This window comes from Methylobacterium sp. SD274 (assembly GCF_017355285.1).
In the GTDB taxonomy this organism is placed as follows: domain Bacteria; phylum Pseudomonadota; class Alphaproteobacteria; order Rhizobiales; family Beijerinckiaceae; genus Methylobacterium.
Window position 1 is genome coordinate 13,380 of sequence record NZ_JADIJP010000024.1, and the last position, 17,012, is coordinate 30,391.

The 17,012-nt window shown below is 66.3% G+C and carries 12 protein-coding genes; 7 read left to right on the top strand and 5 right to left on the bottom strand.

What is annotated here, in order from left to right:
• Positions 1–53 precede the first annotated feature (53 nt).
• A complete protein-coding gene (locus IPV08_RS18505; protein ID WP_246748031.1) occupies positions 54–2,165 on the bottom strand; it encodes an exopolysaccharide transport family protein in 2,112 nt (703 codons plus the stop codon).
• A gap of 301 nt (positions 2,166–2,466) precedes the next feature.
• On the opposite strand from IPV08_RS18505, the gene IPV08_RS18510 reads away from it, so the two are divergent.
• Entirely contained in the window at positions 2,467–3,978 is a 1,512-nt protein-coding gene (locus IPV08_RS18510; protein WP_207412976.1) for a formyl transferase, read from the top strand.
• Positions 3,979–3,984: 6 nt separating this feature from the next.
• Here IPV08_RS18510 and IPV08_RS18515 read toward each other — a convergent pair whose 3' ends face one another.
• The 3 genes from IPV08_RS18515 to IPV08_RS18525 all read right to left on the bottom strand — a co-directional run bounded on the left by IPV08_RS18515 (position 3,985) and on the right by IPV08_RS18525 (position 7,445).
• Positions 3,985–5,172: an NAD(P)/FAD-dependent oxidoreductase gene (locus IPV08_RS18515; protein WP_207412977.1), complete on the bottom strand. Its 1,188-nt coding sequence runs from the start codon at positions 5,170–5,172 to the stop codon at positions 3,985–3,987.
• A 222-nt stretch (positions 5,173–5,394) separates the two neighbouring features.
• Entirely contained in the window at positions 5,395–6,780 is a 1,386-nt protein-coding gene (locus tag IPV08_RS18520; protein WP_207412978.1) for an ATP-binding protein, read from the bottom strand.
• Complete coding sequence (locus tag IPV08_RS18525) at positions 6,777–7,445, bottom strand: response regulator transcription factor (protein WP_207412979.1); 669 nt, start codon at positions 7,443–7,445, stop codon at positions 6,777–6,779. Before IPV08_RS18525 ends, IPV08_RS18520 begins: the two co-directional genes overlap by 4 nt.
• A 155-nt stretch (positions 7,446–7,600) precedes the next feature.
• Between IPV08_RS18525 and IPV08_RS18530 the strand changes: the two genes are divergently transcribed.
• The 6 genes from IPV08_RS18530 to IPV08_RS18555 all read left to right on the top strand — a co-directional run bounded on the left by IPV08_RS18530 (position 7,601) and on the right by IPV08_RS18555 (position 14,465).
• Positions 7,601–8,257: a DNA-binding protein gene (locus tag IPV08_RS18530; protein ID WP_207412980.1), complete on the top strand. Its 657-nt coding sequence runs from the start codon at positions 7,601–7,603 to the stop codon at positions 8,255–8,257.
• Between the two features lie 250 nt (positions 8,258–8,507).
• Complete coding sequence (locus IPV08_RS18535) at positions 8,508–9,830, top strand: MFS transporter (RefSeq protein ID WP_207412981.1); 1,323 nt, start codon at positions 8,508–8,510, stop codon at positions 9,828–9,830.
• A gap of 158 nt (positions 9,831–9,988) precedes the next feature.
• Positions 9,989–11,257 (top strand): arsenic transporter, encoded by a 1,269-nt coding sequence (locus tag IPV08_RS18540; protein ID WP_207412982.1) that lies wholly within the window; start codon positions 9,989–9,991, stop codon positions 11,255–11,257.
• A gap of 478 nt (positions 11,258–11,735) precedes the next feature.
• The gene (locus IPV08_RS18545) at positions 11,736–11,966 is read left to right on the top strand and encodes a hypothetical protein (RefSeq protein WP_056427912.1); all 231 of its coding nucleotides are present in this window, start codon (positions 11,736–11,738) and stop codon (positions 11,964–11,966) included.
• Between the two features lie 29 nt (positions 11,967–11,995).
• Positions 11,996–12,250: a BrnA antitoxin family protein gene (locus IPV08_RS18550; protein WP_207412983.1), complete on the top strand. Its 255-nt coding sequence runs from the start codon at positions 11,996–11,998 to the stop codon at positions 12,248–12,250.
• A 775-nt stretch (positions 12,251–13,025) separates the two neighbouring features.
• Complete coding sequence (locus tag IPV08_RS18555) at positions 13,026–14,465, top strand: TIGR03808 family TAT-translocated repetitive protein (RefSeq protein ID WP_207412984.1); 1,440 nt, start codon at positions 13,026–13,028, stop codon at positions 14,463–14,465.
• Positions 14,466–14,496: 31 nt separating this feature from the next.
• Here IPV08_RS18555 and IPV08_RS18560 read toward each other — a convergent pair whose 3' ends face one another.
• Positions 14,497–16,689, bottom strand: coding sequence for a PBP1A family penicillin-binding protein (locus IPV08_RS18560; RefSeq protein WP_207412985.1), 2,193 nt, complete (start codon positions 16,687–16,689; stop codon positions 14,497–14,499).
• Between the last annotated feature and the right edge of the window lie 323 nt (positions 16,690–17,012).

Consider the following 17,012-nt stretch of genomic DNA (forward strand, 5'->3'; position numbering starts at 1 on the left):
TCTCCCTCCGCGGTCGAGCCGGGTAATGGACCGCGCTCCTCATGCTCAGCCCGTCACGCCGCCGCAGCGTAGCGGTCGACGAAGAGGCTGCCCGAGACCGGACGGCCCAGCACTTCCGAGACGTCGAGGATGTCGAGGAGGTCGCGCTGACGCGTGGCGCCGTTCTTCGCCACGATCAGCAACCGGTCGCTGGCCGAGGCCAGGGGCCCGATACGCAGATTTCCGGTGAGCACGCCGCCATCGATGAGAATGAGGTCGAAGCTCGATTTGGCAGCCGCGAGGAACTGCTCGATATTGGCCCGGCTCAGAGCCTCGCGCGAGGCCCTGGCGGTATCGCCGATGCCGATCCGCGCGGCACCACTCTCGGGATCCGACTTGGCCGCTGCCGCCATCCCGGCCTCGCCACGCAGGACCTCGATGAGGCCGGGGCCGTAGGCCTTCTGCTCCGGCGTCGCTTCGAGATCCGCATCCACGAGGAGAACCCGCTCGCCGCGCGCGGTCGCCACGGCCGCGAGCAGGTGAAGTGTCGAGCGCCGGTCCGCCGCATCGGAGGCCGCCGAGGTGACGAGCACGCTCAACGCCTGGCCCGGCGGGTGGATCTGGCCGCGCACGCTGGACAGCCGGTCGAGGGTGAGGCTCGCGGCGACGCTGGCCGGACGCTCGCTTCCCGCCTTGAACTCCGGATAGGTGGCGACCACGGACGTGTGCGAGAGCCGTTCCATCTGGCGCCGGGAGAGGACGGTGGGGTCGAGATACTCGCGCACGAAGGCGAGGCCGGCCCCTAGGCCGAGGCCGCTGACGAGCCCGCCGACGAACAGGAGGAGGCGCAGGGGCCAGCTCCGCTCGGCGGGCGGACGGGCCCAGCTGATGACGCGGGCATTGGTGGTGTCGATGCCGGTCTGTTCCTGGATCTCGCGCGAACGGCTGAGGAAGTTGCCGTAGACGGCCCGGCTGGTATCCACCTCGCGTTCGAGCTCACGCAGGCGCACGGAGGCTTCGCCGGTGACGATGGAGCCCCGCTTCAACTCGTCGAGATTCGAGGTCAGCGCTTTCTCGTTGGCGACGGCGCGCTGGTAATCCGTCTCGGCCGAGCGGGCGATGCGGGTCAGCTCCGTCTCGGTCAGGCGCTTGACGTCCTGCATCTGGGTCCGCACCGACTCGATGAAGGGGTGACGGTTGCCGAGCTGGGTGCGAAGATCCGCTTCCTTGCTCGCGAGCTCCGCATATTGGCTGCGCAGCCGCTCGATCACCGCGGACTGGATCGCTTCCGGGGCTGTGTCCGGTCCGAACGCGGTACCGCGCGCATCCTTGATCTGCTGCAGCCGGGTGCGCGCCTCCGCCGTGCGGGCGCGGGCGGCGACGATGCGGTTGTTGCTCTCGGCCAATTGCTGTTCGCTGATGAGCTGGCCGCTCGCCGTGATCAACCCGTTCTCGGCCTTGAACTTCTCGACCTTGTTCTCGGCGACGTTCACGCGCTTGCGCAGGTCGTCGAGGCGCGAGCCCAATTCGGCCGAGGCCCGCGCGGCCGCATCCGCACGGGAGGAGGTCTGATCCTTGAGGTAGGCGCTGGCGATGGCGTTGACGATCCGGGCGGCTTTGTCCGGGTTGCCGGCGGTGACGACGACATCCACCACGAAGACCTTGTCGGCGCGCTTCACCGAGAGCTTGCGCCGCAGGGCGCGGACGGCCCGGGCCTCTGCGGCGGCATCGGTGCTCGGGGCGGAGCCTTCGCCCTGGAGGGTGCGCAGGGTCCAGCTGATGAAGCCGCTGCCGACGCCGCCGAAATCCGGGTCATCGAGCAATCCGGCCTCGCGGGCCGCCCGGGTCAGGACCGAATCGGATTCGATCACGCGCGCCTGGCTCTCGACCTGGATGACGCCGCCATCCGGCGCCATCGCCACCGGATTGACGTCGTTGGTGACGATCTGCTTGTCGCGCGGGTCGATCAGGATCTGGGCGGTGGCCGCATAGAGCGGCGGCGCGAGGAAGCCGTAGGCCACCGCGATGAAGGTGAGCAGAGCGGCGGTTCCGAGCACCCAAGCCCGGCGCACGTATAGGATGCGCCAGAGATCCCCGATCTCGGCGCTCTTGTCGGGCTCGGACGGGGGTGGCCGGTCGATGCTCGATCGACCGATCCAATCCGCCGCCGCGATGTGTCTGTCCATCTGTGCCATCGGATGCTCGGGCCGTGACCGGGATACAGCCCGTCCTTCAGATATAGGCATGATCTGATTTTACTGACGATTCACCAACACCTGGGGATTTCACCGATCTTCGCCCGTTCCCTCCAATATATGGTTAGTGAAGCCTTAACATCCCCGCCCATTGCCCCTTCGCGCCCACGGCGGTGAAGGGTTTCTCAATCGTGATGCCGTAACCTGGCAGAATGAGGAAACGTCCAGGGTCGGACCGATCCCACCGGCCCGCGGCCATCGGCCTCGGCTTTCGACTGTCTGGGGATCGACGATGCGCCTGCGACTGAGGCTGGATGGACGCGCCCCCCGCCGCTGGCATCTCTGCCTTTTGCAACGGCTCGCAGCACTTCCCGGACTCGAGGTGGAGGTCGACCGCTCGCCGGGGCCGGGGGGCCTGCCGGACAATGCCGCGCTGCTGTTCCGCCTCGAAGCCCTGCTGAACCGGCTGTCCCTCGGCGGTCTGTCCGCCCCCGTTCCGGGGAGCGCATTGGCTGCTTATCCCGAACCCACGGCGGCTGCGTCCTGCATCCTCGATCTCTGCGGCGATGCGGAGGGCGGCCCGGACCTTCCGGTCTGGCGCCTCGGCTTCGACGGGGTGGCGGGCGAGGGCGCGCTTCTCGCTGCGCTTCTCGCCGGCCGCTCTCCCGTCGCGGCCCTCTCCACGGATGGCAGGATCATCGCCTCCGGGCGCTTCGGCGCCGAGGATCGCGGCACCATGCTCACTGCGTTCGAGGATGGGCTGATCCGCAGCATGACGCTCATCGTCGGCGCGCTGTCGGGCGCCCGGCCGCTTCTCCGGGACGGCGTACCGGTGTCGCCCGAGGCGCCCGCCCTGACCGTGAAGACGATCGGCACCCGCGCCGCGAAAATGGCGGCGCGGCTCGTCGTCCGGCGTCTCTATTACCTCTGCTACCGTGCCCCGCACTGGCGCGTCGGCTGGCGCAGGTTGGCCGGCCCCGATCTCATCGATCTGCGCGCCCATCCTTCATCGGGCTGGCGCGACCTGGCGGATGACGGCCTGCGCTTCTACGCCGATCCCTTCGGGATCGAGCACGAGGGCCGCACGATCCTCTTCGTCGAGGATTTCCCGCACGCGACGGGCAAGGCGCTGATCTCGGCGGTGGCCTTCGATGCGAACGGCCCGGTCGGAACGCCGGTCCCGGTGCTGGAGGAGCCGCATCACCTGTCCTACCCGTTCGTGTTCGAGCGCGAGGGGTCGTTCTGGATGATCCCGGAGAGCTGCGCCAACGGCACGGTCGACCTCTACCGTGCGAACGCCTTTCCCGGCGGATGGGTCAAGGAAGCGACGCTGATCAGCGGCATCACCGTCAGCGATCCGACCCTGCTGGAGCGGGACGGCCGCTGGTGGATGTTCGCGACGGTGCGCGATCAGGCCGCCGATGTCGGCGGAGGGACGGTTCTCGGCTCCTACCACGACAGCCTGCATCTCTGGTCTGCCCCGGATTTCCGTGGGCCCTGGACGCCGCACGCGCACAACCCGGTCCTCATCGATATCGCCTCGGCGCGGCCGGCGGGACGCATCGTCGAGCGGGACGGCGCCCTGATCCGCCCGGTCCAGGATTGCCGCCTGGGTTATGGCGAGGCCCTGGCGCTCGCGCGGATCGACCGCCTCGACGACGAGGGTTACGCGCAGACCGTGGAGACGATCCTGCGGTCGGGTCCGCTCTTTCCCGGTACGCGTCTCCACACCCTCAACCGCACCTCGACCTTCGAATTCATCGACGGCTCGGCCCGCTCCCCCCGCTGGCGCAGGGGGCGATAGCCCGCCTCAGACGGTCTTGGTGCGCCCGATCGCCGGTCCGCGCGGCTTGGCGAAGGCCGTGCGCAGCAGGTGGAGGGCATGCAGGCCGTAGCGGCCGACGCGGTTGCGCAGGCGCCGCAGGGTCCATACGGCGCCGCTGCCAATTGTGATCTGGCGGGCATAGAGGCTCGCCTGGAGACATTGCCGGTCGGAGGTCTGCTTGATCGGGTCGGCGTAGAATTCGGCGATCTTGTCCTTGCCCATTCCCGGGGTGGCGAACCAGCGCGGCAGGTGCTCGGAGCAGAGCCGGTCGACATCTGTGAGCACCTTGCCGATCCCGGTCCCAGGGATCGGGCATGGGGTCAGGAAGGCGTCTCCCAGGAGCACGACCCCGTCGCGTTCCGCATCGGCCGCCTGGACGACATCGATGGGGCGCATCTCCACGGGGCCCGTGACGGTGAGGTCCGGGCAGAGGCGGGCGAGGCCGGGCATGGCCTGCCTCATCAGTGCCTCGGGCGATTTGCGGAACTCCTTCACCCAGGGATCGGAAAGCGCGCGATAGACGAAGAGATTGGCCCGCATCGTCGCGCCGATGGGAAAAAGCGTGACATAGGCCACTGCATTGTCTGCGCCCTCGCCGTAATAGGTGAGGGATTCGAAGCCGAAGGACGAGGGCGGGGCCGCCATGTCGAAGCCGAAGCACAGGGAGTGCTTCTCGCTGATCATGGTCCTGCCGATGCCGACCTTGCGCCGGAGCACGTCACCGAGCCCGGTGGCCAGCAGAATCAGCCGCGCGGTGCGCACGCTGCCATCGGCGAGGGTGACCGTCTGCCGTTCCGGGCCGGTCTCGATCTCCGCCACGCGCCCGATCACCAGGGGCGAGGAGGCGGGCAGGGCGCCGCGCAGGTCGTTGATGAGGGGCGTGTAATGGACGCCGTATTCGCGCACGGCATGGCGCGAGACCAGATGGCCGAAGCGCGTGACGCAGACTTCGTCCACCGGCGTCGTCACGGCCCGCGCCAGTTCGCCGAAGCCGAGCTTCTCGAACAGGTCCATCTGCGGCACGCCGAGCTTCTCCGCCCGGAAATCGGGGGGATAGACCGCGTGGGTGTCGATGATCGCCGTGTCGTACCCGGCATTAGCGAGCGCGATGGTCGCGGTGGTTCCGGCGAGGCCTGCGCCAATGACGATGACGTCGTGGTGGATCTCAGACATTCAGAACCTCCCGCCCGAGCCCGAATGGGCCACCTGTCCTCCGCCCTGTATCCCCATCGTGCCATCCCGAGACGAAGGCGAGGCGCATGCGGAGCGGGACGACCCTTCACAGCAGGGGATATGCCGCCCGCTTCGTCCCGTTCAAGGTGCGCCGTCTCTCTAAAGAATCCGTGCGGTTGAAACCGCCATTTCGCGGGAGGCCATTCAGACCGACACATGGAGTCAGGCCGGCAAGTCGAGCCGGGCGCGAAGACCATGGAAGGTCCCGCGATCGAGGCGGAGCGAGCCGCCATAGAGTTCTGCCAGTTCCGTAGTAATCGACAGGCCGAACCCGTGGCCGGGTACTGTCTCGTCCAGACGTTTGCCGCGCCCGAGGACCCCGGCAGCCGCATCCGCGTCGAGACCCGGCCCGTCATCCTCCACGGTGACGGTGACGCCCCGTTTGGAGAGAGAAGCGGCGATCCGAACTCGCGCCCGGCACCAGCGGCAGGCATTGTCGATGAGGTTGCCGAGCATTTCGTCGACATCTTGGCCGTCGCACGCCACGGCCATGCCATCCGGTACCTCCACGGCGAAGGCGATGCCCTTGTCGGCGTAGAGCCGCGCGAAGGTGGCCCGTAGATCGGCTATGGGCGCCTGCAGCGCCGTCCTCTCGCGGGTGGCCCCGCCGAGGGCCGCCGTGCGGGCGCGGCGCAGATGATGGCGGATCTGCCCATCCATGCCGGAGACGAGGGTCGCCAGCCGGCCGTCGGGGTCGCGCTCCCCATCCCGAAGCGCCATGGTCAGGGTCGCGAGCGGCGTCTTCAATCCGTGGGCGAGGTTGGCCACATGGGTGCGCGCCCGTTCGAGATTCGCCGCGTTTTCGCCGAGCAGCGCGTTCACTTCGCGTACCAGGGGGCGGATCTCGGCAGGCTGCGTCTCCGGCACCTGTATGCGCTGGCCGGCGCGCACCTCGGCGAGGTCCCGGCGCAGGCGTTCCAGCGGTCGGAGGCCGAGGCGCACCTGCGCGACGAGGCCGGCGAGGAGGCAGAGGCCGAGCACGGCGAGGATCAGCGCCAGGGTAAGGCTCGCCTCCCGGACGGGGCCGCGCAGGGCCGCCATGGGCGCTGAGGCGACGATCGTCGCCGGGCCGGCTGCTCCTTCATCCGGCAGGGCGAGGATGCGCAGGATCACCGGGTTGCCCCACGGGTCGACGGCGTCGGCCGGGCGGGGGCGGTCGCGGTGGCGGCCCCCGCCGTCCGGGCGGTCGTCTTCGGGGACGGTGAGGTCGCGGCCTTCCAGGGAGCCGGAGCGAAGGATCGCGTCGCCCTGCCGGACCTGCCAGGACCAGCCCGACCGGTCGCGGTCGAAGGGCGGGCCGTCGAGGTTGCGCCCGAGGGCGAGGCGGCCGTCGCGGCCCCGCTCGAGGCTCGATGCGATGGCGACGATCTGACTGTCGAGGCGGCTGTCGAGCTGGCCCCGCACGAAGCGGTGCAGGATGAAGCCGATGGCGATTCCCGCCACCATGAGGGCCACGGTGACGAGGACGAGGGCGGCGAGGATCAGGCGCCGTTGCAGGGATCCGCGATGCGCATGAGGCGGCCCGTGGGGAGGATGTGGCGGGGTCACGCCGCTTCTCCCGGCAGGAGCTGGTAGCCGTGGCCGCGCACGCCCTCGATCCGGGCCGGCGCGATCTTGCGGCGCAGGCGCGTGATGATGACCTCCACCGAGTTCGAATCCACCTCCGCGTCGCCGTCATAGACCCGCTCGATGAGCTGGCCGCGGGGTACGACCCCGTCCTTGCGCAGGATCAGGCAGGAGAGCACCCGCCATTCGAGCCCGGTCAGCTTCAGGGGCAGGCCATCCCGCTCGAACGTGCCGAGGCCGGCATCGTAGGTGAGAGGCCCGCAGACGATCCGGTTGGCCCCGTGCGCCGAGGCGCGGCGCACAAGGGCCCGCAGGCGGATGACGAGTTCCGCCACCCGGAACGGCTTCACGAGATAGTCGTCCGCCCCCGCCTTGAAGCCCGCGACCTTGTCGCTCCAGCCGTCCCGCGCGGTGAGGATCAGCACCGGCACGGTCCGCCCGGCGGCCCGCCAGGCCTGGAGCACCGAGACGCCGTCGCGCTTGGGCAGGCCGAGATCGAGCACCACGGCGTCGTAGGTCTCCGTTTCGCCGAGATGCAGGCCGTCCTCGCCGTTGACCGCGTGGTCGAGGGCGAAATTCTCGGCACGGAGAGCTTTGGCGATCTCGGCGGCGAGCGCCGCATCGTCCTCCACCAGAAGGAGCTTCATCGGAATCCGTATCCTTGGGGATGCAGGGGCAGCCCCGGCGCCTACGCGCCGCGCTTTAACCGGGGCTGAACCGCGCGGTTCAGATCGGGTTGGAGGGGCGAGCCTAGAACGGCGTCAACCCGAGAGGGGATCCGCTTTTCCAGGACATCGACACCATGACGACCGAGAAGACCATCGACGGAACCGCCACCGAGATGCCGAGCCCCGCCGCCCCGCGCCGCTCGCGCCGCGGCTGGATCGTCGGCGCCATCGCCGCTCCCCTCGCTTTCGGGGCCGTCGGCCTCTCCCTGGCACAGAATTCCGGCGTGACCCTCACCCCCATCGCGCCGGTCACCGTTTCACAGCTCGCTCCTTCCGCCGCCATCGCGGCCAAGGGCGAGGTGGTGGAGATCTTCGGCAACAAGTTCATCCTGCAGGACGGCTCCGGCCGTGCCCTGGTCGAGACCGGCAAGCAGGGCGAGGGCGGCACCCTCGTCACCAAGGGTGAGGCAGTCACGGTGCAGGGTCGTTTCGAGAACGGCTTCCTCCACGCCGCCCTCCTCACACGAGCCGATGGCAAGACGGTGGTGCTCGGTCCGGCACGCGGCCCGAAGCCCGGTGGCCTCGACTGGGCGAAGGACAAGGTCGGTCTCGGCCCCGAGATCGATGCACCCGCGCTGACCGCGAAGGTCGAGGCCGCCGGCTATTCCGACATCCGCGTCACCGGGCGCGGTCCACGCCACCTCGACATGGCGGCCAAGGGCCAGGACAGCCGCGAACGCCTTCTTCATGTCGGGTTCGACGGCGACATCCGCGAGAAGCGCAGCTTCTGACACCAGGTACCGCCGCCGGTGGCTTCTTCCTCGCCGATGGAAGAAGGCCGCTGGGGCGAACTGTTCCGTCCAGGATAGGCCGCCGGCCGCGAGCGTGCGGCTGCGTTCACGGAGATTTCAGGCGGCGGCCAGGAACCATCGTTTCGGCTCGCCACTTGCCGCTGCGATCGACGCAAGGTCGCGGCTCGCCGGCCATGGACGCGCGACGATCGATCCCCCCAACACGACATTTCCGCCAAGGATCGATCGGATGACGAGCCACACGGCCGCCGACCAGACTCGCGTGCGTGCCCCGTCGCAGCGGACGCTGCGCGGGCTCGACGCCCTCAATTTCTTCCTCGCCGATGTCCGCGACGGGCTCGGCCCCTATCTCGCCATCTACCTCATCGCCGTGCGCGGTCCCGACCAGGGTTGGGACGAGACGACGACGGGAATGATCATGACGATCGCCGGCATCGCCGGACTGATCGCGCAGACGCCGGCCGGGGCTCTGATCGACCGGACCAACCACAAGCGCGCCATCGTCATTGCCGGGGCGCTGGCGGTCACGGCGAGTTGCCTGCTCCTTCCCTTCGTCACCAATTTCTACCTGGTGGCCGCGACCCAGTCCGTCGCCGGCATCGCCGGGGCGGTGTTCCCGCCGGCGCTCGCGGCGATCACCCTCGGCGTGGTCGGGCCGAAGATGTTCTCCAAGCGCATCGGCCGCAACGAGGGCTTCAACCATGCGGGCAACGCGGTCTCGGCGGCCATTGCCGGTTCGACGGCCTATTTCTTCGGACCCATCGTGGTGTTCTGGCTCATGGCCGTGCTCGCGGTCCTGAGCGTCGGCGCCATGCTGATGGTGCCGGCCAAGGACATCGACGACGATCTCGCGCGCGGCCTCGACGAATCGGCGGAGGAGGGCGGTGAGCAAACCTCCGGAATCCGGGCCTTGCTGCAGAACCGCACCCTGATGCTGTTCGCATTACTGGCGGCGATCTTCCACCTATCCAACGCGGCGATGCTGACCTCGGTGGGCCAGCTGCTGACCAAGCTGTCCGGCAAGGAGAGCGCGACCTCGCTCATTTCGGTCTGCATCGTGGCCGCACAGTTCGTCATGGTGCCGGTGGCGGTCTTCGTCGGTGCCAAAGCCGACGCGATCGGGCGCAAGCCGATCTTCCTCGTGGCCTTCGGCGTGCTCGCCATCCGGGGTGTGCTCTACACCTTCTCGGACAACCCGTTCTACCTCGTCGCCGTCCAGCTCCTCGACGGGATCGGAGCCGGCATCTACGGCGCGCTCTTCCCCATTGTCGTCGCCGACCTCACCCGAGGCACCGGACGGTTCAACGTCTCGCAGGGGGCCGTCGCGACGACACAGGGACTCGGCGCTTCGTTCTCGGCGACGCTGGCCGGTCTCATCATCGTGTCGGCGGGCTATTCGACCGCGTTCCTGGTCCTGGCCGGCATCGCGGCGGCGGGGTTCGTCCTCTATCTCGTCGCCATGCCGGAAACCTACGGCTTCGAGCCGCCGACGACTACCTCGAAGCCACCGGGCGCCGGTGGGTCGGAGCCGATGGTGGTCTCCCCCGTCTGACGAGGCGACCGGTCTCGAACGGGATCGGCAGCGCCGCTTCTTCCATCGGCGCATGGCCAGAGAAGGGTCTCCTCCGTACCAAGCAGGAGCTCGTCCGAAACGACCGGTACCGGCCCCGTGGCGCCGGTCTTCCGCCGCAGACAGGATCTCGTCCGCCCATGTTCGCACTTCCCGTGGCGCCTCATCTGGCGATCTGGATCATCGCCGGACTGGCGACGCTCGGGGTCATCACCCGGCCCTTCGCCTGGCCGGAAGCGGTCTGGGCCGTTCTCGGCGCCGGCGCGCTGCTAGTGCTTGGCCTGATCTCGCCGGACGCGGCCTGGGACGGCGTGCGCAAGGGGACGGACGTCTACCTGTTCCTCGTCGGCATGATGCTGCTTGCCGAGATCGCCAGGAAGGAGGGCCTGTTCGACTGGCTCGCCGGCATCGCCGTGCGCCAGGCCAGGGGATCGGCGACGCGCCTGTTCCTGCTCGTCTACCTCGTCGGCATCGTGGTCACGGTGTTCCTCTCGAACGATGCCTGCGCCGTGGTGCTGACGCCGGCGGTCTATGCGGCGGCCAAGGCGGCGGAGGCCGAGCCTCTGCCCTACCTCTTCATCTGCGCCTTCATCGCCAACGCGGCGAGCTTCGTGCTGCCGATCTCGAACCCGGCCAACCTCGTCGTCTACGCCGCGCATATGCCGCCGCTCATGGAATGGCTCGCCCGGTTCGCCCTGCCTTCGGCCCTGGCCATCGTCGCCACCTACATCGTTCTGCGCCTGACCCAGAACTCGGTCCTGCGGCGGCAATTGATTGCGAAGGACGTCGCGGCGACACCGCTCTCGGGCACAGGCAAAGTCGCCGGTCTCGGCATCGTCGCCACCGCCGGGGCGCTCATCGCCGCCTCGGCCTACGATCTCGAACTCGGCCTACCGACCTTCATCGCCGGGCTCGCCACGACGCTCCTCGTCCTTGCGATCAAGCGCGGCGGAGCCGTCGAGATCATTAAGGACGTGTCCTGGGGCGTACTGCCCCTGGTGGCCGGTCTGTTCGTTCTGGTCGAGGCCTTGGAGAAGACCGGCGTGCTGACCATGGTCGCCGATCATCTCAAGCGCGCGGCCGAGACCTCGCCGGATGCGGCGGCCTGGGGCGGCGGCACGCTCGTGGCGGTACTCTCCAATCTCGTCAACAACCTGCCGGCCGGCCTGATCGCGGGGGCGGCCGTGCAGCAGGCCGATGTCTCCGAGAAAGTCGCCGGGGCGATCCTCATCGGCATCGATCTCGGCCCCAACCTGTCGGTCACCGGATCCCTCGCCACCATCCTGTGGCTCACCGCCATCCGCCGCGAAGGCGAGAATGTCGGCTTCTGGCGCTTCCTCAAGCTCGGCCTGCTGGTGATGCCGCCGGCCCTGATCCTGGCCCTGGCCGGCCTGCTCCTCCTGCCGTGATCTCCTCCGTTCGAAAACGCTCCAATCTGAGCGCGACCCTGCTCCATCCCTTCATCCTGGCCATCAAGCATTTTGGCGGGCTCGGAATGCGAGAGCACCGTGCGGGTTAAGGCACGGATCGCGGGCGCCGTGCTGACGGTCGCCGGAATCGTTCTCATCGCGGCGTTCTGACGGGCCATCCACCGGGATTTTTCGGCGTTGCCCTTGCGGGTCATTGCCAGGGTTCGCTTTTTGGTCTTCGGACGTGCTATGCCCCGATAATCCCGCCTGAAGCCGGTCCCGTGCGAAGGGTGTGTGGATCACCCTCCCTTGCCGCCGATCGTGGGTTTTCCCATCTGCTGGCACCTGCCGAGATCGTCGATGTCACGCGCCGCGCGAGCGGGCGCGAGCGGCGACTTCGCCGATGCAGCCCTTGCCAGGGCCGGATGATGCGATCGAAGGATGGTACGCGGGGCGAGGGGAGCGAGGAAGGACGACGATGAGCGACGAAACTGACGCCCGGACCCGTTCCGAAGAGCGCGCCGAGCGCGCCGAACGGATGGCCAAGGAAGGCGCCGAGGCGATGGCGGAGCATCTGCAATCGGTGAAGGCCATCGACGAGCGCACCGTGAAGCTTCGCGCGCTTCGCCTCGCCAAGGAAGCCGCCGATGCCGAGGCGAAGGCCGCTGCTCCTGCGCCGGCCCCCAAGCGCAAGCGCTCCGCGAGCTGAGCCAGAGAGCCTCACCAGGAAACCGACCCATGGCATTCGATCGGACCCGTCGCGCCAGCGACCCCCGCCAGGCGGCGGAAGCCGCCTTCAAGGCCGCCACCACCAAGGCGCCCGACGCCCCCAAACCCGCCGAACGCGCCCCCGCCGCGCCGCTCAGCCCGCCCGGCGCCCGCGAGATGGTGTCCCTGCGCCTTGACAGAGCCGTGCTGGAGCATTTCCAGAAGGACGGCCCCGGCTGGCAGGACCGGATCAACGCTGCGCTGAAGGGTATCGCTGGGATCTGATCCGGTATCCGGCTCAATCACAAAGCGGAACGTCCAGGCCGTGTTGCGTCCGAGTTGCACCCATGCCCGGTATCGAACGTCATCGACCGGATTTCGCATGAGTCGCGACCTTGGCAATCGAATGCTTTCTCTACGGCCGATTGCCGTCGGGTAAGGCTTGTGTGCCTCGTGCGAGCACGGGGACCCACGGTGCATATGACGAGCATTGCGAAGCGGCGCGCCCACAACACGCTGATACGCGAAGCAAAATAGGAATAAAATCGGATAATATCCGAGCGACTACAGTAAGGTGACCTTGAACGTCATGCTGGAGTTAGGAAGATAAGGACGTCAGTACGAACGCTCGAATGGCGGAAGTCCAGTGCGCTTCGTAGGTGCGCGAAAGACTGTCGCTGAACACGGCGGCCACGGTGACTGAGCCCGGGAAACGAGCCGATGTTCTATGTAACGCTGAAGATACCCAGCACGTCTGTGGAATAAGCCTCGGCAGTATTGACGACCGAAAACCTCCTTCGGAGAAGACGGTGTATGGCAAGCCGTGCGTAGGTCGGGCCGCCATCTGGCTTGCGGGGGGGGGAGGACACCGCAAGGGAACACGTGCCCTCATTTTCTCCCATGAAATGAAATGTCCTCCTTAATCCGAAAGTGGCGCGAGCATGGGACCGCGCAGCGTACGATGCATGCGAATTTTCGTGACTTTTATCCTAAAATGATCTAAGTTCCTATTTCCTGGTCGGAGATCAGGTAACCGTGGATTATAGCAGGGCTACGCTCAATGCCGAAGATCGAAATCCAGAACGACTTGATCGTGTATTCGACGGCTACAGGCACCGACACTCTGCAGGCGGCGATTAATCAGGCAATCGCCGCTCAAAAACCCCTCTATATCGGGCCAGGTTCATACAGTGTCACAAGCCTCAGGATCGATGATAAGATCAAGATTTTTGCCATGAAAGGCTCTGTGACAATCAGCTCGTCCGGTGCAAACTGCTTCTATATTACTGTTCAGTCCGGAGTTTCGGGCAGCCGGATTTCTGATGTTTCCATCGAAGGTATTGGTTTTGACGGGGAGAACAAGCCTTTCGTGACTAGTGTTGCGCGACCAGGCCTTATCCGATGCGTCAACGCTGACAGACTGATGATCAAAGACTGTATTATCAGTCGTTCGGATAGGGCCGGTGTGGATCTTATCCAATCGGCAGGAGTCATCAGCGGTAATGAGTTTTACGACTGTAGAACTTCAATATACTCCAATAAATCGCTTGGAATTGATGTTTATGGGAACTATATCAGAGACAGCAAAGATAACGGAATTGTTATCTGGCGTGCTGATCAAGCTTTTGATGGAACGCGCATCGGTAGAAATCGAATTTATGGTGTTCAGAACGAAACGGGTGGGTCTGGCGAGTTCGGCAACGGCATTTTTGTCTATCAAAGCAATAGCGTCACCTCCTTCGGCAATGTCATTACGGGATGTAATTATTCAGCTTTGCGTTATAGTCAAAGCTCAAATGCCGTAATTTCGAGCAACCAGATCAGCTCAATGAGAGAAACTGCTATTTTCGTTGAGGCTCCTGACGATAGTGCTGCTCCTTACGAGGGTATGGTTGTTTCAAATAACACCATTTTTGACGCTGGCGAAGGTATCAAAATCGTTAATTCAAACCTCGGAAGTCGTCGGTCAACAATTTCCGCCAATGTCCTTAAAAACATCAGTCAGAAAATATTTGTTCAATGGGCATCCCCCTCCAGGGATCCTGCAACACAGTACACAGTGACAACGCCGGGCAATGGTATAACCGTGAGCAGCGATGCCGCTATATGTGCGAACACGATCGAAAGCTGCGGGTTTGCGGGTATCGCATTGACGATCGCAGGAACGTACAACTCGACTACCGGCGTAGTCAGGGATCAAAATACAATTGCAGCGCTGGCGAATGGCAACATCATAAAAAATTGCCCCGTAGGAGTCGGCTATTCAGATGATGATCCTCGGGGATACGCTGAAGTTAGCGGAAATGTGATTATTGGCGCGAGCAGTGCGGCAATTACTCGAGTGAATGTCACTAATTTGCCTAATGTTCCTAACAACCCCAATAATGGTTTCGGCCCCCTGGTCCGTCGGCCCGGCGCGCCGGATGTCGGTGGGAACGCCGATCCGATCACGACCCGATTCTCGTTCTTCAGGAATAAGGTGATTCCGAAGACGGTCTGATCGAAGGATGGGGGAGTAGGTGGCCAAGCGCCTACTCCCCCACTCCGAACAGCTTCTCGAGAAAGTTCCGGTCGTCCTGGCTCGGCCCGCGGGCGCGCTGGTTGGCAGCGACGCGGGGCGGCGGGGCAGCGGATTGCGGCTCGCCGAGGAGGGCGCCGATGAGGCCTCCCGGCGCACTTCCGGTGGTGGCGGGAACCTCTGCGGGGGCGCGGTTTCGCCAATGGTTCGCGCCCGGCAACATCGTCGGAGTCTGGCCCTTGAGGGCCACCGTCATGTAGGTCTTCCAGATCTCGCCGGGGAGGTTGCCGCCGGAGACCTTCTTGGTGGATTCCCCATCGTCGTTGCCGAGCCAGACGCCGGTGACGAGGCTCGACGAGTAGCCGATGAACCAGGCATCGCGGAAATCCTGGCTGGTGCCGGTCTTGCCGGCGAGGTCCCAGCCCGGAACCTCGGCCTTCCTCGCGGTGCCCGAGACGAAGGTCTCGTGCATCATCGCGTTCATCATCGAGACGGTCTCGGCATTCATCACCCGGCCGAGATTGGTGTCTTTGCGCTGGTAGAGCGCCTTGCCCGTCGTGCTCTTCACGTTGGCGATGACGTAGGGGTTCACGCCGGTGCCGCCATTGGCGAAGGCGGCGTAGGCGCCCACCATTTCCAGCGGGGTCACTTCCGAGGTGCCGAGCGCCAGTGAGCCGTTGGCCTGTAGCGGCGAGGAGATACCGAGGCGCTGGGCCGCCTGGACCACGGCCTTCGGGCCTACCTCCTGGCCGAGGCGCACGGCCACGGTGTTGAGCGAGAGCGCCAGCGCCTCGCGCAAGGGGACCGGCCCGCGATAGTCGCGCGAATAGTTCTCAGGATTCCAGCCCTTGATGCTGATCGGCGCGTCGTCGCGCACGGTGTCCGGGGTCAGGCCCCGCTCCACGGCGGCGAGATAGACGAAGGGCTTGAACGAGGAGCCCGGCTGGCGCTTGGCGGTGGTAGCCCGGTTGAACTGGCTCTGCGCATAGTCGCGCCCGCCGATGAGCGCCCGGATCGCACCGTCCGGCTTCATCGAGACCACGGCTCCTTGGGCGACGTTGTAGCGCGAGCCCTTCTGGTTCAGCTCGTCCACGAGCGCCTTCTCGGCCGCGCTCTGGAGGCGGGTGTCGACGGTGGTGGTGACGACGATATCGGTGTCGAATTTCGGCAGGAAGTCGTCGAGCACGTCCATGACGAGATCGGCCACGTAATTGGCCGAGCCGCCGCCACGGCTGCTCGCCGGCCGCGCCGGAGTCGCCAGCGCCAGCTTCACCTCGGCGGGCTTGGCGAAGCCGAGTTCCTCCATCGCCGCGAGAACCTGGGCCGCCCGCGCCTGGGCGGCGGGCAGGTTGCGGTTGGGGGCGAGGCGCGAGGGCGCCTGGACGAGGCCGCCGAGCATGGCGGCCTCCGCCAGCGTCACCGCCTTGGCGGGCTTGCCGAAATAGCGCTGGGCGGCGGCCTCGATGCCATAGGCGCCTGCGCCGAAATAGACCCGGTTCAGGTAGAGTTCGAGGATCTCGTCCTTGGTGTAGCGATGCTCCAGCCACAGGGCGAGGATCGCCTCCTGGATTTTTCGCGAGGCCGAGCGTTCCGGCGTCAGGAACAGGTTCTTGGCGAGCTGCTGCGTCAGGGTCGATCCGCCCTGCGAGACGCCGCGGCGGGTGACGTTCTGGGCCACGGCGCGGGCGATGCCCACCGGGTCGACGCCGAAATGGCTGTAGAAGCGCCGGTCCTCGATCGCCACGAAGGCGCGCGGAAGATAGGGCGGCAACTCGCCGATGCTCACCACCCGTCCGCCCGTCTCGCCGCGATTGGCCAGGAGCGAGCCGTCGCTGGCCAGGATGGCGATGTTGGGGGGGCGCTTCGGAACGGCGATCTGGTCGATCGGCGGCAGTTGCGAGGCGTGGTAGGCCACCAGCCCCGCGATGGCGATGACGCCCCACAGGCCGAGCACGAGCGTGCCGTAGAAGAGACCGCCCAGGAACGAGCGCCGGCGCGGCTTCCGGGCCGGTGTCTTGGCTCGCGCCGAGGGGCGCCGGGGGCCTTCGCCCTGGCCGTTGCTGCTCGTCGCGCGTCTTCCCACACCGCCTCCGGCGCGATCGTCGCCGCTGAGCCGCAGGTTGAGGTCGCTCCGCCCACCGATGCGCCCTTCCGGCACGTCGAAGTTCGGCTCCTCCCGCCCACGTCCCTTGCGTCCGTTCGCCATGCGTTTCGTCTGAACCTGTGAGCATCCCGCGATCCGAGAGGCTCAGGTACCGCATGGTAAATACGGCGGGTTTAAGGGTTCCTAACCCGGATCATTTTCGGGTTTTGAGATCATGGCGGAGTGTTAACCGCTCGGCCGTGGCGGCTTGAATCGTGATGACCGCTCTTCGAACCTTATCCATCGTCTCCACGGTCGTGAACGAAGAATGCGTTTCCGGAAACGATCGGTTTCCATCGTTTCTATTTCATTCCGTTCGGAGGGGCCGGATAAAGATGCCGGTGCGGACATGGCGGCTTTCTTCAAGACCTGGTGCCCCACGCGAG

What these genes read in the sequence shown, in the direction of transcription:
- IPV08_RS18545 (WP_056427912.1), top strand. Translation starts at nt 11,736, where the DNA reads ATGAGCGACGAAACTGACGCCCGGACCCGTTCCGAAGAGCGCGCCGAG.
- IPV08_RS18525 (WP_207412979.1), bottom strand. Translation starts at nt 7,445, where the DNA reads ATGAAGCTCCTTCTGGTGGAGGACGATGCGGCGCTCGCCGCCGAGATC.
- IPV08_RS18510 (WP_207412976.1), top strand. Translation starts at nt 2,467, where the DNA reads ATGCGCCTGCGACTGAGGCTGGATGGACGCGCCCCCCGCCGCTGGCAT.
- IPV08_RS18530 (WP_207412980.1), top strand. Translation starts at nt 7,601, where the DNA reads ATGACGACCGAGAAGACCATCGACGGAACCGCCACCGAGATGCCGAGC.
- IPV08_RS18505 (WP_246748031.1), bottom strand. Translation starts at nt 2,165, where the DNA reads ATGGACAGACACATCGCGGCGGCGGATTGGATCGGTCGATCGAGCATC.
- IPV08_RS18560 (WP_207412985.1), bottom strand. Translation starts at nt 16,689, where the DNA reads ATGGCGAACGGACGCAAGGGACGTGGGCGGGAGGAGCCGAACTTCGAC.
- IPV08_RS18535 (WP_207412981.1), top strand. Translation starts at nt 8,508, where the DNA reads ATGACGAGCCACACGGCCGCCGACCAGACTCGCGTGCGTGCCCCGTCG.
- IPV08_RS18555 (WP_207412984.1), top strand. Translation starts at nt 13,026, where the DNA reads ATGCCGAAGATCGAAATCCAGAACGACTTGATCGTGTATTCGACGGCT.
- IPV08_RS18540 (WP_207412982.1), top strand. Translation starts at nt 9,989, where the DNA reads ATGTTCGCACTTCCCGTGGCGCCTCATCTGGCGATCTGGATCATCGCC.
- IPV08_RS18550 (WP_207412983.1), top strand. Translation starts at nt 11,996, where the DNA reads ATGGCATTCGATCGGACCCGTCGCGCCAGCGACCCCCGCCAGGCGGCG.
- IPV08_RS18515 (WP_207412977.1), bottom strand. Translation starts at nt 5,172, where the DNA reads ATGTCTGAGATCCACCACGACGTCATCGTCATTGGCGCAGGCCTCGCC.